The organism is Ruegeria sp. CF5 (assembly GCF_056537325.1).
This window is the reverse complement of record NZ_JBQFRI010000005.1, coordinates 166,568-187,015: the sequence shown is the minus strand read 5'-3', so window position 1 is coordinate 187,015 and position 20,448 is coordinate 166,568. Positions and strand designations below refer to the sequence as shown.

Below are 20,448 nucleotides of genomic sequence, written 5' to 3'. Positions count from 1 at the left end.
TTGCGGTCCGATGCGGGAACTGCCAACCGCTTTTGAAGCAAGGCTTGAGGGGGGAACAATGAAATTTGTGTCAAACCGCATCTGGAGTTCGGTCGTTGCCGGTATTCTTGCTGTCACCTTGGGCAATACGGCACAGGCGCAGGCCCTGACACGTTCAGACGCTGAAGACGAAGGCTGGCGTCATTCAATCACGCCCTATCTGTTCCTGCCGCTTACCACAAAAGGCACGTCAACGGTCAGCGGAGTCACCACGGAACTGGATTTGAGCCTGAGCGATATTCTGGATGCGCTCGATGGTGCACTGTCCCTGCGATACGAAGGCTGGAACGGCGATTGGGGTATAATCTCTGAACTCTACTACGTCCGGCTTGGCGGGGATGGCGAACTGCCCGTGCCAAATGTGGGGGTGAATGTGGATGTGCGGCAGGCCTATCTCAGTCTGCAGGGCGCGTACAGATTTGCCCATGGGGTGAACTCATCCGGTCGGCGGTATGCAGTTGATGCCACGGCAGGCATCCGAATGAACCGTCTGAAGCAGGAAATCGACCTGACCGGACCCGGGCCCGGCAGAACATTCGGTGGGACAGAGGAATGGGTCGAGCCCATGATCGGGCTGCGCTATGCAACCGAGCTAAACGACGACTGGGCTTTTGCCGCGCGCGCAGAGCTGAGCGGCTTTGGGGTCAACGGCGACGATCTTCAATATCTGGTGCTGGCCGGTTTTGACTGGCAGGCGTGGAAAAAGACGTCTGTCAGGTTCGGATATCAGTTCTACGGGATAGACTATTCGACCAATGCCGATACAGGTCCGTTTGCCTATAACCTGGATCAGAACGGTTTGTACGCGGCGATATCGTTCAGCTTTTGACGGCAAACGAATGAACGCGCCAGAAAGGGGACCGGCGGCAAAGGCCGCCGGTCAGTTCGTTCAGAGGCTTTCGTCAAGTGCTGCCAGAATCGCGTCGCCCATTTCGGTGGTCGAAACAGGGGTAACGCCTTCGTCAGCCAGCAGATCGCCGGTGCGTACACCATCCGCCAGAACTTTCTCGATGGCTGCTTCCAGACGGTCCGCCTCGGCGCCCTGATCAAAGCTGTAGCGCAGAGCCATGGCGAAGCTGAGGATACAGGCGATCGGGTTGGCCTTGCCCTGACCCGCGATGTCCGGTGCCGAGCCGTGTACGGGTTCGTACATCGCCTTGGGGCGGCCATTGGCCATCGGAGCACCCAGGGATGCCGACGGCAGCATACCCAGCGAGCCGGTAAGCATTGCGGCACAGTCCGACAGGATATCGCCGAACAGGTTATCGGTGACGATCACGTCGAACTGCTTGGGCGCGCGAACCAGCTGCATCGCGCCGTTGTCAGCGTACATGTGGGTCAGTTCGACCTCGGGGTATTCCTTGGCCACTCGGTCAACGACCTCGCGCCATAGGATGCCGGATTCCATGACGTTGGCCTTCTCCATCGAGCAGACCTTTTTGTTCCGACGCATGGCGAGTTCAAAGGCCGAGCGCGCGGCGCGTTCGATCTCGGATTCAGTATAGCGCTGGGTGTTGATGCCCACACGCTCGTTACCTTCCTCGAAGATGCCGCGCGGCTCTCCGAAATAGACACCCGAAGTCAGCTCGCGCACGATCATGATGTCGAGGCCGGCGACCACGTCCTTTTTCAGTGACGAGAAATCGGCCAGCGCGTCAAAACACTGGGCCGGGCGCAGGTTGGAATACAGGTCCATCTCTTTGCGCAGGCGCAGCAGACCGCGTTCGGGTTTCAGGCTGAAATCCAGATCGTCGTATTTCGGGCCACCCACGGCGCCCAGCAGAACGGCGTCCGCCTCCTGCGCCTTGGCCATGGTCTCGTCCGACAGCGGTTTGCCGTGTGCGTCGTAGGCCGCGCCGCCCACAAGATCCTCGCTCACGTCAAATTGAAGACCGCGATTGGAACCGAACCAATCGATGATTTTGCGCACTTCGGCCATAACTTCCGGGCCAATTCCGTCTCCGGGCAGGATGAGGAGCGAGGGGTTGGACATGAAGGGTCTCCTTGCGTTTCGTTGCAATCGCCCTAGCGTGTGCGCCGCAACGGGTCAATGAGACGATCCGGCCAAAACACGAGGAAAATACATGCTGATACCGGGAAATGCCGTCCCCGAACTGAAAATCGAGACATTGGCGCACGGAACCTTTGATCTGGACCGGGACAAGGGCGAAAACGGGACGCTGGTCATACAATACCGCGGTCTTCATTGTCCGATTTGTATCCGCCAGATGGGCGAGGTCGAGGCCGCGCTGGATGAGTTCGCCGAGCTGGGAATCGAAGTCATCATGCTGAGCACTGATTCTGAGGAGCGCGCGGCCGAGACGGTGGGTAAGGCCGGAACCGAGCGTCTGCGCGTTGGGCACAGCCTGCCGCTGTCCGGTGCGCGTGACGACTGGGGGCTCTATCTGTCCAAAGGGCGCGAAGGCACCGCTGAGGCACCGTTCTTTGCCGAGCCAGGGCATTTCTATATTGCGCCTGATCGCAGCCTGTATTTCGCATGGACGCAATCGACCCCATTCGGGCGCCCGTCCATTGCTGACATCAAGGGTGGCATCAAATACGCGCTGGATAATCAATATCCGCCGCGCGGGACCTACACCGACGCTCTGTGACGGAATTCAGATGCTGGCCAGCAACCCGTTGGCCAGCAAATCCCAGACCCTGCGGATGCGCGGGGTCTGGCGCATCGCCTGTGGTGCCGCCAGCCAGACCGGAAGCGGTGGAATGTGCAGATCCAATGGCAGGACCTCGATATCAGGGTCGGCCAGAGCGACGCGAAGTTGGCCGAAACCAATCCCGCACCCGGCCCGAATGAGTTGCCAATAGGCGCTTTGATTGTCGCAGCGCGTGGCAAAACTCTCTCGATCAGCCTCCCAGCCCAGTTGCCGCATGGTCGCAAGGATCAGATCATTCGCATCATATCCGACCAGATCGTGCTGCAGCAGATCTTCGGGGGATTGCGGTCTGCCAGCCCGGTCCAGATAGGCAACTGAGGCGCAGGTACAAAGCGGTACGTCGCCAATAAATCGGGTGACGATGTCCATCTGACGCGGGCGATACATCCGAACGGCAATGTCCGCTTCGCGGAACAAAAGGTTTTCACTGGTGTCTGACGGAACAAGCTCCAACTGGATCGCCGGTTCTTCCTGACGGATTCGGGCCAGAATGGGTGGCAACATGTGATGCGACGCAAAGACCGATGCCGTGATGCGAACCGACCCCTCAAGCTGCTGCGACTGTCCGGCAGCCGTCATCTCAAAACTGTTCATTGCCGTGCGCATCTGCTCGGCCATCGGCAAAAGCTGAATGCCAGTATCGCTCAGCGTCAGTCCTCGGGCGTGTCTTTCGAACAGGGTTATTCCCAAATCCGTTTCCAGAGATTGAATTTGACGACCCACCGTCGGCTGACTGCAGTGCAGTCGACGCGCTGCTGATGACAGAGACCCGGTTTCTGCAACAGCCAAAAAGCTTTGAATCAAGGACCAGTCGGAAAGTTTCAGCGCGTTACTCATTCAGAAATGAATACATGATCTGCATTATTGGGCAATATTCATATTTTTATGAATGGATAAATTGGGGTCAGACAACAGGAGAATCCCAATGAATCAGACAGTTCTTATTCTGGGTGCCAATGGAAGATTTGGCCGGAACGCAGCGACTCAGTTTGGCAAGGCAGGTTGGACGGTTCGGTGGTTTGACCGCAAGACGGATAACCTTATGCAGGCCGCTCAGGGTGCGGATGTCATCGTGAACGCCTGGAACCCTGCTTACCCGGATTGGGCCAGACTGGTTAAGAAGCTGCACGCACAGGTCATTGAGGCCGCCAGCGCCGCTGGTTCAACGGTTCTTATTCCGGGCAATGTCTATGTCTTCGGCGCCGAGGCGTCCGGTCTGTGGTCTGGCGCGACACCACATCTGGCGACCAATCCGTTGGGTCGGATCAGGGTCGAAATGGAAGAGGCCTATCGCGCCTCCAACGTGCGCACGATCATTCTGCGCGCGGGCGATTTCATCGACACTCGGGCCTCGGGTAACTGGTTTGACCAGATTCTGGTCAAATCTTTACACCGCGGGCGGTTTGTCTACCCGGGGAACCCGGACATTCCTCATGCGTGGGCCTTTTTGCCGGATCTGGCCCGCGCGGCGGTAGAGCTCTGCGAACTGAGGGGAGAGTTGCCCCGGTTCGCGGATGTCCCGTTTGAAGGATACACTTTGACAGGTCATCAGATGGCCGACGCCTTGTCGAGGATTGCCCAGCAGGATGTAACGCTCAGGCCTATGAACTGGCTGCCCGTTCGTTTATCCCGCCCGTTCTGGCGTCTGGCACCGCATTTGCTGGAGATGCGTTACCTCTGGGATACGCCGCATCAATTGGATGGATCGTATTTTGCCGATCTGGTCAGAGAGTTCAGGCATACTGCTGTCGACGAGGCGCTCCGCCAGGCAATTCCCGCCGAGTTTTCAAGGCACAAGGTCGACCCAGACCAGCCGGTGGCGGCTGGCGCCTGAGGCGGCCTGCCGCGCGTCAGTACCCGCTTCGGGCCAGTGGACACCGGCATCGACAACGTCCCAGTCCTGCGAGGGCAGCACGTAGTCGACCCGCAACTCACCCACGTTTCGCCAGGCAACGGTCGGGCCGCTGTCCGATAGCGGGTCCTGCAGCCGGGGGTCGGACAATAAGCTACGTATGGCCTGTTTTCGGCCTTCACCAAGAACTGGGTCCTGATTTGCGTCTCCGGAGATTACAAAACGGGTCTGGGGCGCTAGTCCAAACGCGCCCCCGAGGTAGTGCGCCCAAAACTGGATTTCGTCATGATTTCGCAATCCATTCCTGTCTTCGTCGCCGTCAAAGACGGGCGGGCTGGCGTGAAAGGTTAGCACGTACACCCGGCCTCCGGGCGCATCTATCGGAACCGACCAATGCGCAGTTGAAGACAGCCGCTGTATCGTTAGCGCTTCGCGTGACGGGAAGGGCTGCCCATCCTTTTCAGGGATTTGGGCGTCAGGCAGATCCCGCCACAACAGGGTTGAAAAATCCCGCACCTCTTCAGTGGCAATCGGAAAGCGGGATAGAACGGCCAGCCCGCCCTGACCGGTAAAGCGACCCCAGCCCTGAGCGTCGCCGGGACCGTAGAGCTTTCCGTCGCCGTCTAGATCAAGGTCGGTTTCCTGTCCCGAATTGGGTTGTCCGGAAAAACTGTGAGGATAGTCCACCCCGGCCTGCTTCAGCCGGTCCAGAAGGGCGGTAAGCGCCAATCCGTCATGGTCCCAGTCGATGCCCTGCAGTGTCAAAACGTCTGGTGAAACGGCGGCGATCACAGCAACGACACTTTGAACCTGATCCTCATCCCGCCGGATATCCCGCAGCATGAGGCCCGGACCATCCCGGCTGAGTTCCGTGTTGAAGGTTGCAATCCGCAGAGTTTCTGCCTGTGCCGAAAGCGGCAGCAGAAAAATCAGCAGAATTCGGATCATGCAGTCTGGGCAGCCTCGGACGTCGAATAGGCGCGGCGCTTTTCTACGATCAGCCCTGCGATCCGCAGCATGGCCATTCCGCGCATGATCATGCTGGCTGGAAGAAAGGCCCAGGCGCTCATCGTCCAGATTATGGTTTGCGGGTTGCTAAGCGAGATCGGATTGACAAAATCGGTGGTCAGTTTGACCAGCGCAGGGATCACAAACGGTAGCAGTATGCCGACAGAGATGTTGAGGCGGCCATCGCGCTGCAGGCGGGTAACAACATCGCCACCCTTGGTCGGATCAAACAGCGGCAGATTGATCCAGACATTGAATGCGCCGTTGCCGGTCGGCCAGCCCCGTACGCGGACCGCATACGCAAAGCTTGCCACTGTCACCAGCGCGGCGACATAAGCAATACCCGCCGCCATACGCACAAGGTCAACCAACGGCTGAGCGGCTTCCGGAGGCAGCATGAGCACCACTAGGCGCACTGGTGAATAGGGGAAATCCACCACGTTGGCGACCGCCATGCCGATGCCGTAGAACATTTCGGTCATCGGAGTTGGTGTATAGGCGTTTTTGCAGATCAGGGTCAGGAAGGTGACCATCGACATCAGGCCGACGAAGCGAAGGCGGTTTACCGGTGGCGCGTCGCGGAATTCGATAAAGCTCGGGAAGGCTGAGTTGTATTCGGCAAAGGTCAGGATGAACGCCAGGATTGCCAGAAAGACAACAATCTCGGTCGCGTTTGACGTCGAAACTGGCAGGTATAACGCAGGTGTCAGCACAAGAAGTGCAACAAGCAATCCACGTAATGCCGCCCCTGTTGTGCGTGCTATCACTATCCGAACCCTTTCAAACCGGAGTGGCCGATTCTATGTCGGTCCCTAATCCAACTTGTGCCCGTCGTTTGTTATTTTGACGGGTGCCCCCACGAAGAACATTTGTGACTTCATTGGGCACTCAGCTCAAGCCAAGGGGCAGAAAACACGGTGTTTCGGGCAAAATGATGGCGAAACTGGTGCGGCTTTGCATCATTGTTGACGCAAATCCGGCGTGTATTACAAGGCAAGCTCTACATGTTGTGGTTGCCGGGGTTTCCACCCCTAAAATGAGAGCGGGGCCGCCAAGGCGACCCCGTTAGGTTGCGCAGAATGGAATCAGACCCAGGGCCGTGCCTGCGTTGCGTGCGATTCGAACGCGTCGATGTGATGATCCTTTTCCATCGTCAGGCCGATGTCATCCAGACCGTTCAGCAAACAGTGTTTGCGGTGTGCATCGACCTCGAACTTGATGACGACGCCATCAGAGGTGGTGATTTCCTGATCTTCCAGATGCACGGTCATGCGGGCGTTTTCGCCCTTGTGTGCATCGTCCATCAGGATCGCGTGATGCTCTTCTTCCACTACGATTGGCAGGATGCCGTTCTTGAAGCAGTTGTTGAAAAAGATGTCGGCAAAGCTGGTCGAGATCACAACCTTGATGCCGAAATCCTTGATCGCCCAGGGCGCGTGTTCGCGCGACGAGCCGCAGCCGAAATTGTCGCCCGCCACCAGAATTTCGGTGTTGCGATAGGCGGGTTTGTTCAGGACGAACTCTTCGTTTTCACCGCCATGGTCATGATAGCGCATTTCATCAAACAGCACGACGCCAAGTCCGGACCGCTTGATTGTTTTCAGGTGGACCTTGGGGATGATCATATCGGTGTCGATATTGATCAAAGGCATTGGGGCGGCCACCCCGTGGATTTTTTCAAACTTTTCCATGTTCACACTCCTGCGGGAGAGGGCCGCGCCCATGCCCCGCGTTTAAGCTTCTTTCGCTTCTGTCGTTTCGTTAGGCGCGCTTTTGACAAAGAGCGCCATGAAGACCAATCCAAACCCGTTGAACAACATCTCGATGCCCAGCAGAACTCCCAGCAACCGCAGCAGAACGGATGGTTCCGCGCTGGCATAAGACCAGAGGATACCCGCAAGGATGATCGACAAGATGCCCGAGATGAGCGTCGGCCAGTAGAACTGTGTTCCGCGCATCTGAAATGAGAGGAAAATCCGTGCGATGCCGCCTGCCATGAACAGGATCAACACCACAGTGGCCAACGTCAGCGTACCTTCCAGCGGATTGTCGAGGAACGACCATCCGAGAAACAGCATTACGGCACCCATGATGAAGGACAGGATTTTGTTGCCCGCACCTTCCACGGTAAACCCGCCAACGACCTGTAGGGCGCCGGACACCAGCAGCAATGCGCCTGCAACCAATGTCACGGCAATCGATGCCACATATGGGGCGCCCAGCACAACGATGCCGAACACAATCGACAAAAGCCCCAGAAGAAGCCATTTGACCCAGTCACTCATTTCAGTCTCTCCCTCAAAAATTCAACTATGAGGGCAGCTTACATCAATTCACGCACGTCTGTCAGCCGTCCTGTGATTGCCGCAGCGGCAGCCATCGCGGGGCTCAGCAGATGGGTACGTCCGCCTCGGCCCTGACGGCCTTCGAAGTTGCGGTTCGAGGTTGCGGCGCAGCGCTCGCCCGGTTGCAGCTGGTCGGGGTTCATTGCCAGGCACATCGAACATCCCGCCAGACGCCATTCGAACCCAGCCTCTTTGAAGATGTCTGCCAGACCCTCTTCCTCGGCCTGAGCACGTACCAGACCCGAACCGGGCACGACCATGGCGCGCATGCCTTCCTTGATTTTCTTACCCTTCAGAATCTCGGCGGCGGCGCGCAGGTCTTCGATGCGGCCATTGGTGCACGAGCCGATAAAGACGGTATCGACCTCGACATCGCTGAGCTTTTGACCGGCCTTCAGCCCCATGTACTCGATTGAACGGCGGGCCGCGTCGACCTTGCCGCCTTCGAAATCTTCGGGGTTCGGTACGGTAGCCGTGATCGGCAGAACGTCCTCGGGGCTGGTACCCCATGTGACGACCGGAGCGATATCTTCGCCACGCAGGGTGACGACCTTGTCGAAATGAGCGCCTTCGTCGGTGAAAAGCGTTTTCCACCAGTCCATCGCGGCTTCCCACTGCGCACCTTTCGGCGCATGCGGGCGGCCTTTGACATATTCGAACGTGGTCTCGTCCGGTGCGATCAGGCCCGCGCGGGCGCCGCCCTCGATGGCCATGTTGCAGACGGTCATGCGGCCTTCCATCGACAGATCGCGGATCGCTTCGCCGCAATATTCGATGACATAGCCGGTGCCACCCGCGGTTCCGGTCTCGCCAATCACGGCCAGAGTGATGTCCTTGGCGGTCACACCCGGTTGCAGTTTGCCGGTGATTTCCACCTTCATGTTCTTGGATTTCTTCTGGATCAGAGTCTGAGTCGCCAGAACATGCTCAACCTCGGACGTCCCGATACCATGCGCCAGCGCTCCAAACGCGCCGTGGGTGGCGGTGTGGCTGTCGCCGCAGACAACGGTCATGCCGGGCAGGGTCCAGCCCTGTTCCGGGCCGACGATATGCACGATGCCCTGACGGACGTCATGCACCGGATAGTAATGAATCCCGAAATCCTTGGCGTTCTTGTCCAAAGCTTCGACCTGAATGCGCGATTCGGGGTTTTCGATCCCTTTCACACGGTCCGGCGTGGTCGGAACGTTATGGTCCGGCACGGCAATGGTTTTTTCCGGCGCGCGCACCTTGCGGCCTGCCATGCGCAGCCCTTCAAAGGCTTGCGGGCTGGTCACCTCGTGCACCAGATGGCGGTCGATATAGAGCAGGCAGGTGCCATCATCGGCTTCGTGCGCGACGTGGGCATCCCAGATCTTGTCATAGAGTGTTTTGGGGGACATCGGTCCTCTCCCATATGTATTGAGAATAGCTGGCGATCGTTGGCTGGACGCCGCTTATAGGCGGGCCAGAACCGTGCGGGCAGCCCCAAAGAACCGTTCGCGCAGGCGCGTACGGTCTTGCAGGTCGATATTCGGGGCCGTATGGGGTCTCATGCTGCTTCACATAAAGGTGTGAAGTGAGTCTATCAAGGTCTTGTACCGCCCATCGGTGCCTTTGAGGCACAATCGCGCGAGGCTGCCCTGTGCTTTCATTGAAATGTCACGGGGTGCTTGTTACCTTTGTAATACCCCGGCGCCGGGGATTTGCGGCGCGCAACCAAGGAGGACCATGTCCTGTCTCTACATACCCAGGCGGGTTTGCCCGCCGATGATCGGGCCAATGTGATGGCCCACTCTCAGTCAATCAGCGACAAGCTGCTTGAGCGCATCCTTTCCTCACTTTCCGATGACAAGGCCGAAGACGTCGTGCAGATCAACCTGCAGGGCAAGTCCTCGGTGGCGGATCACATGGTGATCGCATCGGGCCGGTCGACCCGTCAGGTCTCGGCCATGGCGGAAAAGCTGACGGATCGCATCAAGCAGGAATTCGGTTTCACCTCGAAGGTCGAAGGCAAGGATGCCGGCGACTGGGTGCTGATCGATACGGGCGACGTGATCGTCCATATCTTCCGCCCCGAAGTGCGTGAATTCTACCAGCTGGAAAAGATGTGGCTGCCTCAGGGCGGCAGCGCCTCGGCTAACTGAGGCGCCATCCCGGCCTGTATTGAAGGGCTGGAGGCGAGAGTAATATGCGTATCAGCATAGTTGCGGTCGGGCGATTGCGCGCCGGACCGGAGAAGACCCTGCTTGACGATTATCTGACCCGATTTGACCGGACCGGCCGTGGCTTGGGCCTTGGGCCTGCGCGAGTGATCGAGGTTGAGGACAAGAAAAACGCAGGCATGGGGGCCGAGGGTGCGCTGCTTCGCAAAGCGCTTCCCAAAGGCGCTGTGATCTGCACGCTGGATGAGCGGGGGCGGGTGATGTCCTCGCCCGATTTCGCCGAGAGGTTGGGCGGCTGGCGCGATGCGGGTCGGCAGGATCTGGCGCTGATTATCGGCGGAGCCGATGGAATAGACCCTAATCTGCGGGCGGAGGCCGATTTTTCCATTTCCTTTGGCTCGATGGTCTGGCCGCACATGCTGGTTCGTGTGATGCTGGCCGAACAACTTTATCGGGCAGCAACGATCCTGTCGGGCGGCCCCTATCACCGGGTCTGACATGGCGCAGCTTTTGATCGTCTACCATTCGCGCACCGGCGGTGCCCGCCAGATGGCCGAAGCTGCCGCAGAGGCAGGGCGGGAAGAGGCAGAGGTGGTTCTGAAACCCGCCGATCTGGCCTGCCCTGAAGATTTGCTGAAAGCCGACGGTTACATCTTTTGCGCGCCCGAGAACCTGGCTGCGATTTCGGGTCTGATGAAAGAGTTTTTCGACCGCTGCTATTACCCTGTTCTGGGTCGCATCGAGGGGCGCCCCTATGCCCAGATGATCTGCGCCGGGTCGGACGGTGAGAATGCCGCCCGCCAAACCGCACGGATTGCCACCGGCTGGCGGTTGAAAGAGGTGCAACCCCCCCTGATCATCTGCACACATGCGCAGACGCCCGATCAAATCCTTGCGGAAAAAGTCATCCCAAAAGATCAGCTAGAGCAATGCCGCGAGATCGGGCTGGCTATGGCCGCCGGTCTGGGTATGGGGCTGTTCTGAGGATTTTCAGGGTAGGTCCACGACATAGGTGGCGTCGGCCCAGCCATCGACATTGCATCTGGCCTGAATCTGTACCTGTTTCATATCCGATGGAATAGAAACGCCGCCAAGGGATCGGGTGAACGGCTGTTCCTGTTCATGCGGGTGGTGTAGGACGCGCAGTCCCAATTCATTGCCCTGCATATCCAGAACACGCCAGCCATCGGCATAGTGATCCCAACCGGTATCCGGATGGGAAACAGTGACGTCAAAACGCCATGTATCGCCAGAGTGTTTGGCGAGTACGTTTTCAATCACTGGCGAATCGGCAAATACTGGTGAGGCCAGAAGGGCAAGTAAAGCAACGCATCTCATGCGGCGAGAATAGATGTGATTGCGATCCATTGCGTTCACGACTCCGTGTCAGGGGGCAGGGTCAGCAATACTGACCGCGAGTGCGAGGCGAATTCGCGCCGATAGAGTACGCCAAATGTGACAAGCGTTCCAAGGATCAGGGCGATCGGACCAATAATCCAGGCCACAGACGCCAGCGCGAAATAGGTGGTTCGCAAGGCCCTGTTAAAGCTGCGTGCGGCGGTGACGCAGATTTCAGCGGCCTGCGCGGCGCGTGGATAGGCTTTGGCGTCTTCGGGGTCATTGGGGACCGCTGCCATCAGAACGGCGCAATATCCGAACAACCGGTGGGCCCAGACGTATTTGAGAAAGGCGTTGGACAGAAACAGCAGGACAACTAGAATTTTGATTTCCCATACCAGTGCGGGCTCGCTGCCGATTGCCAGATCGCTGGCCACGCCTGCAAGGCGTTCGGTATTGCCCAACAGTGCGATCCCGCCGCCGATTGCAATCATTGAGGTGGAGGCGAAGAACGTGCTGCCCTGACGCATGTTTCCGACAAGTTGCGCATCAAACATCCGCGGTTGCCGGGTCACCATTTCCTTCATCCATCCACGCCGGAAGTCATCCATCATCGTGGCAACAGAGAGCTTTTGCGGTGAGGGATTTTCGATTTTCCAACCGATTAACTGCCATGCAAGGATCAGCAGAAGGATGGCCAGGTAATCGAGAGGAGAGAACAAGAGGGCGCGGTCGATCCATGTCATGGTTGAGACACTAAGCAGTGCCGGATGAACTTGCCATATCCTGTAATTGGTAATATTATCTTACCAAAAGGGGATCAGCCATGCAAATGCCAAGCCCGGATCAGCGCGTTCTGTCGCGTAAGGCCAGAATCCTTGCGCGCTTGCTTCAGGTTCTGCCGAGGGATGCGGTGATCGATGACGAATCCGAAACCCGCGCTTATGAATGCGACGCGCTAACCGCCTATAAATGCCCGCCAATGCTTGCGGTTCTTCCATCCTCGACGCGGGAGGTTTCCGAGGTTTTGCGCATTTGCCACGAAGAAGGTGTTCCGGTTGTTCCACGCGGCGCAGGTACATCGCTAGCCGGTGGCGCGCTTCCGACGGCGGACTGTGTCATTCTTGGCGTAGCGCGGATGAACGACGTTCTTGACGTCGACTATGACAACCGTTTTGTCCGTGTCCAATCAGGGCGTACGAATCTGAGCGTTACCGGCGCGGTGGAAGAGGAAGAGTTCTTTTATGCACCCGACCCCTCGTCTCAGTTGGCTTGTGCCATCGCCGGAAACATCGCGATGAACTCTGGCGGGGCGCATTGTCTGAAATATGGCGTAACGACCAACAACCTGCTTGGGGTCACGATGGTCATGATGGACGGAACTGTGGTTGAGATCGGCGGCGCACATTCGGATGCAGGTGGGCTGGATCTGCTGGGTGTTATTTGCGGCTCCGAGGGGCAATTGGGCGTGGTGACCGAAGCCACACTGCGCATTCTGCGTAAACCCGAAGGTGCCCGGCCCGTTCTCATGGGGTTCGACGACAATCAGGTTGCGGGTCAATGTGTGTCTGACATCATAAAATCCGGCATCCTGCCTGTTGCGATCGAGTTCATGGACCGGCTGTGCATTCAGGCCTGCGAGAATTTCGCCCATGCGGGTTATCCCGATTGCGAGGCACTGTTGATTGTCGAGGTCGAAGGGTCCGAGGCCGAAATTGACGGACAGCTAACGAAGATCATCGAAATTGCAAAACGGCATAATCCGGTTGAACTGCGCGAAAGCCAGTCGGCCGAGGAAAGCGCAAAAATCTGGCTGGGGCGCAAATCGGCCTTTGGAGCCATGGGACAGATCAACGATTACATGTGTCTGGATGGAACCATCCCGGTCTCATCCCTGCCAGCTGTGCTGCGGCGGATCAGCGAACTGAGTGAGGAGTATGGCCTGCCGGTGGGTAATGTTTTCCACGCAGGGGATGGCAATATGCACCCCCTGATCCTGTTCGATGCCAACAAGCCGGGAGACCTTGAGAAATGTGAGGCATTCGGCGCGGACATTCTGAAACTTTGCGTCGACGTTGGCGGTTGTCTGACAGGTGAACACGGCGTTGGTGTCGAAAAACGCGACCTAATGGAACATCAGTATTCACGTTCTGATCTTGAGGCGCAGATGGCCGTCAAGGATGTGTTCGATCCGGCATGGCTGCTGAACCCCGCAAAGGTGTTTCCGCTGGACGCCTCGCAGGCGCGCAGGGTCGGGCGGGTGGCGGCAGAGTAATGACGGCCGATCTCCCTCGGCATCAAATAAAGATGAGTTCACATGAGACCTGAAACAGAGGCTGAGCTGGCCGAATGTGTGGCCGCATTGAATGGGCCAGTGAGGATTGCAGGGGGTAGTACACGTGGTGTTGTCGGCCCCGAACCGGTGCTTTGCGCGTCAGGTTTGCTGGGCGTAACGCTTTATGAGCCGGGTGCACTAACACTTGTTGCAAAGGCCGGGACACCAGTTGCTGAAATCAAGCGCGTATTGGACGCCGAAGGGCAGCGGCTGGCGTTTGAACCGATGGATCATCGCGGGCTGCTGGGAACGGTCGGTGAACCGACAATCGGAGGTGTGGTTGCCGCCAACGTGTCGGGTCCGCGCCGGGTTCAGGCAGGTGCGTGTCGCGATTTCCTGTTGGGGGTGCGATACGTCGATGGACGTGGGCAGGTCATCCGGAATGGAGGCCGGGTGATGAAGAATGTCACCGGTTACGATCTGGCCAGACTTTTGGCCGGTTCCTGGGGTACTTTGGGTGTCTTGACCGAAGTTTCCCTGAAGGTCCTGCCGAAAGCCCAGACCGAAGCAACGCTAGCGGTGCAGGTCCCCGACACCAATGACGCAATCAAGGCCATGACCGCTGGGCTGACCTCACCTTTTGAGGTCAGCGGTGCTGCATACGACCCTCAGAAAGGACAAACCCTGTTGCGCGTCGAAGGTTTTGCGGACTCGGTAGAGTATCGCACCGCCAGACTAAGTGACATTCTGAGTACCTTCGGTGCAGTCGACGCTGTAGACGAGTCCGGACCGGTCTGGGCGGATATTCGGGATGTTCAGCCATTCCACGATAGGCAAGGCGATGTTTGGCGCTTGTCGGTCAAACCAACCGAGGCTGCGGCGATTGCCAGCCGGGCCGATGCCGATGGTCTGCTTTACGACTGGGGCGGTGGCCTGATCTGGGTGCTGGTGCCCGAGGGGACGAATTTGCGGGGACGTCTTGGGACTTTTGACGGGCATGCCACCCTGATCCGGGCCAATGACGAGACTTTCAAAACTTTGGGAAGGTTTCAGCCCGAGCCGGTCGCGGTTGCGGCCCTGACCAGTGGTTTGCGCGAAAAGTTTGACCCACGTGGGATCTTTAATCCGGGGCTGATGGGGTAGGCCGATGCAGACGACGTTTACCGAAGAGCAACTGAAAGACCCGGCCATCCAGCGGTCCAACGAGATTTTGCGGAATTGCGTTCATTGCGGTTTCTGCACGGCGACCTGCCCGACCTATCAAGTTCTGGGGGATGAACTGGACAGCCCCCGTGGGCGTATCTACCTGATCAAGGACATGCTGGAGAATGAGCGGGTGCCGGATGAAAAGACGGTCAGGCACATCGACCGCTGTCTATCCTGTTTGGCTTGCATGACCACCTGTCCGTCCGGCGTGCATTACATGCATCTGGTCGACCACGCACGCGAGTACATTGAAGCCAATTACAAGCGTCCGTTTTCGGACCGTATGTTGCGCTGGGTGCTGGCCAGAGTTCTGCCATATCCGATGCGGTTTCGCTGGGCCTTGTTGGGGGCCAAAATCGGCCGGCCGTTCCGCTTTCTGATGCCGGATGCGCGATTGCGTGCGATGCTCGACATGGCTCCAAAACGTATCCCGCCCGTCAGCCGGAATGATGACCCGCAAACTTTTCCTCCTAACGTTCCACGGATCAGGCGCGTGGCTTTGATGACCGGATGCGCGCAAAAGGCGCTGAATACGGACATCAATGATGCCACGATACGGTTGCTGACCCGGCTGGGATGCGAAGTTGTCATCGCTGAAGGTGCCGGGTGTTGTGGGGCGTTAACCCATCACATGGGACAGACAGACGCCAGCCACGCGGCGGCGGCTAACAACATTCGCGCTTGGGTGAGGGAAATGGACCGGGACGGATTGGATGCCATCGTCATCAATACGTCGGGCTGCGGGACAACCGTAAAAGATTACGGCCATATGTTCCGCGAAGATACCTTGGCTTCAGACGCCAAACGTGTTGCCGATATCGCGATGGATGTCAGTGAATTGCTGAAGCATCTGGATATTCCCGAAGGTCCGGCAAAGGGGTTGAAAGTTGCCTATCACGCCGCCTGTTCACTGCAACACGGGCAAAAGATCAAGGCAGCGCCGAAGGACCTTCTGAAACGGGTTGGATTTTCCGTTGTGGAACCTGCTGACAGTCACCTGTGTTGCGGCAGCGCAGGAACCTACAATCTGATGCAGCCCGAGATATCCGCAAAGCTCAAGACGCGTAAAGTTCGGACGCTGGAGGCAAAAACACCTGATGTCATCGCTGCTGGCAATATTGGCTGCATGATGCAGATCGGGTCTGGCACAGACGTACCGATTGTACACACCGTCGAATTGCTGGACTGGGCAACCGGTGGGCCTATTCCTCCGGCCCTGACGGGTGCAGAGGCCGGTATTCCTGTCCTTAAGCCGCGGGAACTGTCGGACTGATGCAGCAGGGCACCAGTGATGAGTTGAAAGACTTAATCCGGGTCTGCCCTATTTTCGCCGCAGCGCCTTCGTAAGAAACTCTGTCGGGAGCGGTCGTCGGAGGCATTCTTGCGCGGGACTATCAAGGCCATCTTGCTGTGCCTAACGCCAATGGCGGTCATGGCGCAGGATACAGGGCTGAAAAGCCTTGAAACGACCGAGGCTGGGCGGGACTGGATGGCCGTCGGACGTCTGGACATCGACGGAACCGGATTTTGCACCGGTGCATTGATTTCACCAACTCTGGTGCTGACGGCCGCGCATTGTCTGTTTGACAAGACGACCCGCCAGCGCATCGACCCGACAAGTATCGAATTTCTGGCAGGCTGGCGGCGCGGCAGTGCGTCTGCCTATCGGGCGGCCCGCCAGGCCGTTGTTCACCCGAAGTATCGCTATGATGAAAAGGCCTCGGCTGATCGGGTGCGCCACGATGTGGCCCTGATCGAACTGTGGCAGCCGATCCGCAACACAACCGTCACCCCTTTTGAAACCGGGTACCGCCCGATCCGGGGTGAAGACGTGGGTGTGGTGTCCTATGCCCACAATCGGGCCGAGGCCCCGTCTTTGCAGGAAGTTTGTTCCGTCATTGCGCGGCAGTCGGGAATTCTGGTGATGTCCTGCGATATCGACTTCGGGTCATCTGGTGCGCCGGTCTTCTCATTCGAGGATGAACAGCCGCGCATCGTGTCCGTCGTGTCGGCCAAGGCCGAGCTTGAGGGAAAGCATGTGGCGCTGGGCGCGGCGTTGGAGGAATCGCTTGAGCTGCTACAGGCGGAAATTTCCGCCGGGCGCGGTTTTGGGTCATCGGAAACTGGCGTCAACCGGATTACCGTCGGCGGCGCACGGAAAAACATAGGGGCGAGGTTCGTCAAACCATGATCCGTCTGCCTCTTTTGGGTACGCTGCTTGTTCTTTTGTTTGCGACCGTTGCCGATGCCCAGAACAGCGGCATACGGCGGTTGACCGACCGGGACGATCTTTACGGCTGGGAAGCGGTCGGGCGGCTTGATATTGCCCAAACAGGGTTCTGCACGGGAACGTTGATCGCGCCCGATCTGGTTCTGACCGCAGCCCACTGTGCCTTGGATAAGCGGACCGGGCGGCCATACCCTTCGGGCCATGTGACGTTCCGGGCCGGGCTGAGCGACGGAAAATCTCTGGCGGATCGTAAGGTTATTCAGATCGCCGCACATCCGGATTTTGTAGCAAACGCACCAGTTTCAGCGGACAGGGTCAGGATCGACGTCGCCCTTATGCGGCTGGATCAGCCGATCCCCTATTCGGTGGCCGACCCGTTTGCCCTGCATAGCGGCAGGGTTTCTAACGCCGAGGTCAGTCTCGCATCCTATGGTCGCGGCCGGGAAGAGGCGATATCGCGACAACGTTCCTGCAGCATCCTGTGGCGGGAACGCGGGCTGATGTCGTTTGATTGCAACGTGACCTTTGGGTCGTCGGGATCAGCGATTCTGGCAAGGTCCGGGCCGCGCTGGCAAATCCTGTCGGTGGTTTCAGCCGGTGGCAATGACGGCAACAGGGCCGTTGGATATGGTATGGAATTGTCCGGTATCGTTTCTGACCTCAAAGCTATTCTGCGCCGCGACGCCCCGCAGCCAAAGGCCACGATCCGCCGCTTGCAGGTCGGTACGGACAAATCCAGCTCGGGTGCAAAATTCATCAGTTCTGGCGGGTCTTGAACTCATCTTCTCTGCTACCCATGTGAACTGTATCGGATCGCCGCTGATGGGGTCCGGTATCATTCACCGCCCGTCCGTATCGGAGGGCATATATCGTAAATCGCTCTGAACATGAGGATAACGACACATGCGTAGTTTTGACTTTGCACCCCTTCACCGCGCCACGGTTGGTTTCGACCAGATTGCCGACATGATGGACCGCGTTCTGACCAATGATGTATCTCAGCCCAGCTATCCGCCGTACAACATCGAAAAAACCGATGTCGACGCCTATCGGATTTCGATTGCCGTTGCCGGTTTCTCCGAAGCGGATCTGACGGTTGAGGTTAAAGAAAACTCTCTTGTCGTCGCGGGCAAGAAAGCCACCGAAGACAAGGACCGCTCCTATCTGCATCGCGGCATAGCCACCCGCGCGTTCGAGCGTCGCTTTGCACTGGCCGATCATGTTCGCGTCACCGGCGCAAGCCATGAAAATGGCATGCTGCACATCGATCTGAAGCGAGAAGTGCCCGAAGCGCTGAAACCGCGCCGGATCGAGATTACTTCGGCTAAGGCCATCGAAAAAGATGTGGTCGATGCCAAGGCTGTGAACTGAGGTTTGCCCGGGGCTGTGACAAGACAGCCCCGAAAGACCCAGCTGCGATAATCTTTCCCTCCCTCGGTTATCGCAACGCCCCGCGTTCCTCCAGACGCGGGGCGAAGTTCGTCAGGACTTTGCCAGTGCTCGTTCGACGGTTTGGGCAAAACTGTCCAATGCACCTTCATAGCGGCCAAAGGTCAGATGCGTGTTCGCGCCCGAGGCCAGGCCCGCCTGAATCCCTTCGCCAATCGCAAAATCCTCTGCAAGCGTGATCCGGGTGATCTTTTGGTTTTGCGCCCAGTGCGTATCAAGATCCGGCCCGGCATCTGCGGGAACAACAGTGCTGATGCGCAGCTTTGATCGACCGGCGGACAGGGGCTCCAGATTGATCCATGCGATATGGTCCTGCTGCACCAACAGCTGATTTGCCGGAAAGACCGTATAAAGAAGGTTGGTGTGCTTGCGGATATCCCATTGGTCTTTGGGCACATCGCGCAGATCAGGCATTGTTGCACGAGGCAGAACTGATCGCATGTGCTGTCCGAAAATTTGATAGCTTGACAGATTGTCTTGAAAATACGGCCCGATGGTATCGGCATGCGCAACCTTGAAGTGATAGGCCTCGATCCCGCCTTCTACCAGAATCTTCCAGTTGGTATTCGATGTGATTTCGTCCGACTGAGCGACGCGCATGTTCTCCATGTTCAGCCACGCCAGATCAGGGGCGATTTCTGCTACGAAACCGTCAAAGTCGAATTCTCCGTCGACCTGCGGCAAAACCCAGATCCAGCCGAAACGCTCCCACGCCGGTAGCCGCTTCAGTCCCATCTTCGTCTTGTCGATATCCGGAAAGCCCTGCCGACCATGGGGGATACCGCGCAATTGGCCGGAATTCGTGAATGTCCATGCATGGTAGGGGCAGGAAAACAGGTGTTTGCACCCGCTTTTTTCTTCGACCAGTCGTGCGCCACGGTGTCGGCAGACGTTGAGAAACGCGTGAACTTCGCCGTCTTTGTCGCGGGTCAGCAGCCCAGGCAGGCCGGCAATTTCCCTTCGCATAAAAGATCCCGGTTCTGGCAACTCGCTGGAATGAATCACGATCTGGGGATGGGCGCGAAATACAGCCTGCATCTCGCGTTGGAAATGCGCCTCGTCCAGATAGTGAGCAACGTCCGATGTTGTAACAGTTTCGTCCAGATAGGCTGTTTGGCTGGCGTCCAGATCCAGCAACTCACTGATTAGCGCCAGTTCGGTTTCCCGTTGCATATTGCGTCTCCACCTGCTGCGTGCTTACCGATTGGTAAGTAACTTGCTTACCAATCGGTAAGCTGTCAAGACTTGCTGTGTGCCCGAGCAAATCCCGGAGCGGTAAATGGCCCAGACCCAAGATCAGATCATCACCGTCGCAACGCGGCTTTTCGCAGAGCGGGGGTTTTATGGCGTGAGCCTCGCCAATATCGCAGATGACCTGAACCTGACCAAACAGGCGCTGATCCATCACTTCGGAACCAAGGAGAAACTGTACGGCGCGGTGCTGCAGCGGATATCGGAACGTTTCATGAAGTCAGTGCAACGGGCGGGTGACACTGCAGGAGCGCCCGAAGATCGCCTGAGAACCTTCTTTGACAGATTCTTGTCCCACGCGTTGGCTCATTCGGGCGACACCCGCCTGATTTTGCGGGAACTTCTGGATAACAGGCATAGGGCGGAACAGGTTGAAAAATGGTACCTGAAACCGTTCCTTGAGGTGCTGATTTCGAATGTCCGGGAAACGCGGAAATGGGCTGACGCACCTGATGCACAGGCGTTGGCGGTCGCCTATCAGTTCTTTGGATCAATCAGCTATTTTGCGGTTTCGCAACCGACACTTTCCAGCATGTTCAGCGAAGAATTTTATCTGCAGCTGAAAGAACATTATGTCCGCGAATTCACCAAAGTCCTGTGTCTGACCTTTGAAAATTCGGCTGATACTACCTGAAG

General features: G+C 57.8%; 24 protein-coding genes. 13 read left to right on the top strand and 11 right to left on the bottom strand.

Annotated elements, in window-relative coordinates; all coding sequences use genetic code 11:
• The first annotated feature begins 58 nt into the window (after window positions 1–58).
• Complete coding sequence (locus tag ACR0NW_RS13950; protein WP_480450794.1) at window positions 59–868, top strand: hypothetical protein; 810 nt, start codon at window positions 59–61, stop codon at window positions 866–868.
• 60 nt (window positions 869–928) lie between these two features.
• Here the strand turns inward: ACR0NW_RS13950 and leuB are convergent, their stop codons facing one another.
• On the bottom strand, window positions 929–2,032 hold the full coding sequence (gene leuB, locus ACR0NW_RS13945) for a 3-isopropylmalate dehydrogenase (RefSeq protein WP_480450792.1): 1,104 nt from the start codon (window positions 2,030–2,032) through the stop codon (window positions 929–931).
• A 91-nt stretch (window positions 2,033–2,123) separates the two neighbouring features.
• Between leuB and ACR0NW_RS13940 the strand changes: the two genes are divergently transcribed.
• Window positions 2,124–2,651 carry a redoxin domain-containing protein gene (locus tag ACR0NW_RS13940; RefSeq protein WP_480450790.1) on the top strand — a complete coding sequence of 176 codons (528 nt, stop codon included), beginning with the start codon at window positions 2,124–2,126 and terminating at the stop codon, window positions 2,649–2,651.
• A 6-nt stretch (window positions 2,652–2,657) separates the two neighbouring features.
• Here ACR0NW_RS13940 and ACR0NW_RS13935 read toward each other — a convergent pair whose 3' ends face one another.
• Window positions 2,658–3,551 carry a LysR family transcriptional regulator gene (locus tag ACR0NW_RS13935; protein WP_480450788.1) on the bottom strand — a complete coding sequence of 298 codons (894 nt, stop codon included), beginning with the start codon at window positions 3,549–3,551 and terminating at the stop codon, window positions 2,658–2,660.
• 88 nt (window positions 3,552–3,639) lie between these two features.
• On the opposite strand from ACR0NW_RS13935, the gene ACR0NW_RS13930 reads away from it, so the two are divergent.
• Window positions 3,640–4,548 (top strand): Rossmann-fold NAD(P)-binding domain-containing protein, encoded by a 909-nt coding sequence (locus ACR0NW_RS13930; RefSeq protein ID WP_480450787.1) that lies wholly within the window; start codon window positions 3,640–3,642, stop codon window positions 4,546–4,548.
• Here the strand turns inward: ACR0NW_RS13930 and ACR0NW_RS13925 are convergent.
• The 6 genes from ACR0NW_RS13925 to ACR0NW_RS13900 form a co-directional block, all read right to left on the bottom strand.
• On the bottom strand, window positions 4,501–5,514 hold the full coding sequence (locus ACR0NW_RS13925) for an endonuclease/exonuclease/phosphatase family protein (RefSeq protein WP_480450786.1): 1,014 nt from the start codon (window positions 5,512–5,514) through the stop codon (window positions 4,501–4,503). The two genes, ACR0NW_RS13930 and ACR0NW_RS13925, sit on opposite strands and share 48 nt — an antisense overlap.
• Complete coding sequence (locus ACR0NW_RS13920) at window positions 5,511–6,341, bottom strand: hypothetical protein (protein ID WP_170653703.1); 831 nt, start codon at window positions 6,339–6,341, stop codon at window positions 5,511–5,513. Before ACR0NW_RS13920 ends, ACR0NW_RS13925 begins: the two co-directional genes overlap by 4 nt.
• A gap of 318 nt (window positions 6,342–6,659) precedes the next feature.
• A complete protein-coding gene (gene leuD, locus ACR0NW_RS13915) occupies window positions 6,660–7,265 on the bottom strand; it encodes a 3-isopropylmalate dehydratase small subunit (protein ID WP_170653705.1) in 606 nt (201 codons plus the stop codon).
• Between the two features lie 42 nt (window positions 7,266–7,307).
• On the bottom strand, window positions 7,308–7,859 hold the full coding sequence (locus ACR0NW_RS13910) for a DUF308 domain-containing protein (RefSeq protein ID WP_170653707.1): 552 nt from the start codon (window positions 7,857–7,859) through the stop codon (window positions 7,308–7,310).
• A 38-nt stretch (window positions 7,860–7,897) separates the two neighbouring features.
• The gene (gene leuC / locus ACR0NW_RS13905) at window positions 7,898–9,301 is read right to left on the bottom strand and encodes a 3-isopropylmalate dehydratase large subunit (protein WP_480450784.1); all 1,404 of its coding nucleotides are present in this window, start codon (window positions 9,299–9,301) and stop codon (window positions 7,898–7,900) included.
• 54 nt (window positions 9,302–9,355) lie between these two features.
• Window positions 9,356–9,454 carry an isopropylmalate isomerase gene (locus ACR0NW_RS13900; RefSeq protein WP_170653711.1) on the bottom strand — a complete coding sequence of 33 codons (99 nt, stop codon included), beginning with the start codon at window positions 9,452–9,454 and terminating at the stop codon, window positions 9,356–9,358.
• Between the two features lie 231 nt (window positions 9,455–9,685).
• On the opposite strand from ACR0NW_RS13900, the gene rsfS reads away from it, so the two are divergent.
• Genes rsfS through ACR0NW_RS13885 form a run of 3 tightly spaced genes read left to right on the top strand, consistent with a single transcriptional unit; the run spans window position 9,686 to window position 11,047 of the window.
• Complete coding sequence (gene rsfS, locus ACR0NW_RS13895; RefSeq protein WP_058276550.1) at window positions 9,686–10,045, top strand: ribosome silencing factor; 360 nt, start codon at window positions 9,686–9,688, stop codon at window positions 10,043–10,045.
• Window positions 10,046–10,089: 44 nt separating this feature from the next.
• Window positions 10,090–10,560 carry a 23S rRNA (pseudouridine(1915)-N(3))-methyltransferase RlmH gene (gene rlmH / locus ACR0NW_RS13890; protein WP_480450782.1) on the top strand — a complete coding sequence of 157 codons (471 nt, stop codon included), beginning with the start codon at window positions 10,090–10,092 and terminating at the stop codon, window positions 10,558–10,560.
• A 1-nt stretch (window position 10,561) separates the two neighbouring features.
• Window positions 10,562–11,047 (top strand): flavodoxin family protein, encoded by a 486-nt coding sequence (locus tag ACR0NW_RS13885; RefSeq protein WP_480450780.1) that lies wholly within the window; start codon window positions 10,562–10,564, stop codon window positions 11,045–11,047.
• A 6-nt stretch (window positions 11,048–11,053) separates the two neighbouring features.
• Here the strand turns inward: ACR0NW_RS13885 and ACR0NW_RS13880 are convergent, their stop codons facing one another.
• Window positions 11,054–11,431 (bottom strand): hypothetical protein, encoded by a 378-nt coding sequence (locus tag ACR0NW_RS13880; protein WP_480450779.1) that lies wholly within the window; start codon window positions 11,429–11,431, stop codon window positions 11,054–11,056.
• 5 nt (window positions 11,432–11,436) lie between these two features.
• Window positions 11,437–12,147 (bottom strand): DUF599 domain-containing protein, encoded by a 711-nt coding sequence (locus ACR0NW_RS13875; protein WP_480450777.1) that lies wholly within the window; start codon window positions 12,145–12,147, stop codon window positions 11,437–11,439.
• A gap of 80 nt (window positions 12,148–12,227) precedes the next feature.
• On the opposite strand from ACR0NW_RS13875, the gene ACR0NW_RS13870 reads away from it, so the two are divergent.
• The 6 genes from ACR0NW_RS13870 to ACR0NW_RS13845 all read left to right on the top strand — a co-directional run bounded on the left by ACR0NW_RS13870 (window position 12,228) and on the right by ACR0NW_RS13845 (window position 18,483).
• Window positions 12,228–13,676, top strand: coding sequence for an FAD-linked oxidase C-terminal domain-containing protein (locus ACR0NW_RS13870; RefSeq protein ID WP_480450776.1), 1,449 nt, complete (start codon window positions 12,228–12,230; stop codon window positions 13,674–13,676).
• A 42-nt stretch (window positions 13,677–13,718) separates the two neighbouring features.
• Entirely contained in the window at window positions 13,719–14,819 is a 1,101-nt protein-coding gene (locus ACR0NW_RS13865) for an FAD-binding protein (protein WP_480450774.1), read from the top strand.
• A 4-nt stretch (window positions 14,820–14,823) separates the two neighbouring features.
• A complete protein-coding gene (gene glcF / locus ACR0NW_RS13860; RefSeq protein WP_480450772.1) occupies window positions 14,824–16,155 on the top strand; it encodes a glycolate oxidase subunit GlcF in 1,332 nt (443 codons plus the stop codon).
• A gap of 108 nt (window positions 16,156–16,263) precedes the next feature.
• Window positions 16,264–17,073, top strand: a complete 810-nt coding sequence (locus ACR0NW_RS13855; RefSeq protein WP_480450771.1) for a trypsin-like serine peptidase — start codon at window positions 16,264–16,266, stop codon at window positions 17,071–17,073.
• On the top strand, window positions 17,070–17,888 hold the full coding sequence (locus ACR0NW_RS13850; RefSeq protein ID WP_480450769.1) for a trypsin-like serine peptidase: 819 nt from the start codon (window positions 17,070–17,072) through the stop codon (window positions 17,886–17,888). Before ACR0NW_RS13855 ends, ACR0NW_RS13850 begins: the two co-directional genes overlap by 4 nt.
• A 127-nt stretch (window positions 17,889–18,015) precedes the next feature.
• A complete protein-coding gene (locus ACR0NW_RS13845) occupies window positions 18,016–18,483 on the top strand; it encodes an Hsp20 family protein (protein WP_170653729.1) in 468 nt (155 codons plus the stop codon).
• Between the two features lie 111 nt (window positions 18,484–18,594).
• Here ACR0NW_RS13845 and ACR0NW_RS13840 read toward each other — a convergent pair whose 3' ends face one another.
• Entirely contained in the window at window positions 18,595–19,734 is a 1,140-nt protein-coding gene (locus ACR0NW_RS13840) for an aromatic ring-hydroxylating oxygenase subunit alpha (RefSeq protein ID WP_480450767.1), read from the bottom strand.
• A gap of 106 nt (window positions 19,735–19,840) precedes the next feature.
• On the opposite strand from ACR0NW_RS13840, the gene ACR0NW_RS13835 reads away from it, so the two are divergent.
• Entirely contained in the window at window positions 19,841–20,446 is a 606-nt protein-coding gene (locus ACR0NW_RS13835) for a TetR/AcrR family transcriptional regulator (protein WP_480450765.1), read from the top strand.
• Window positions 20,447–20,448: the final 2 nt, after the last annotated feature.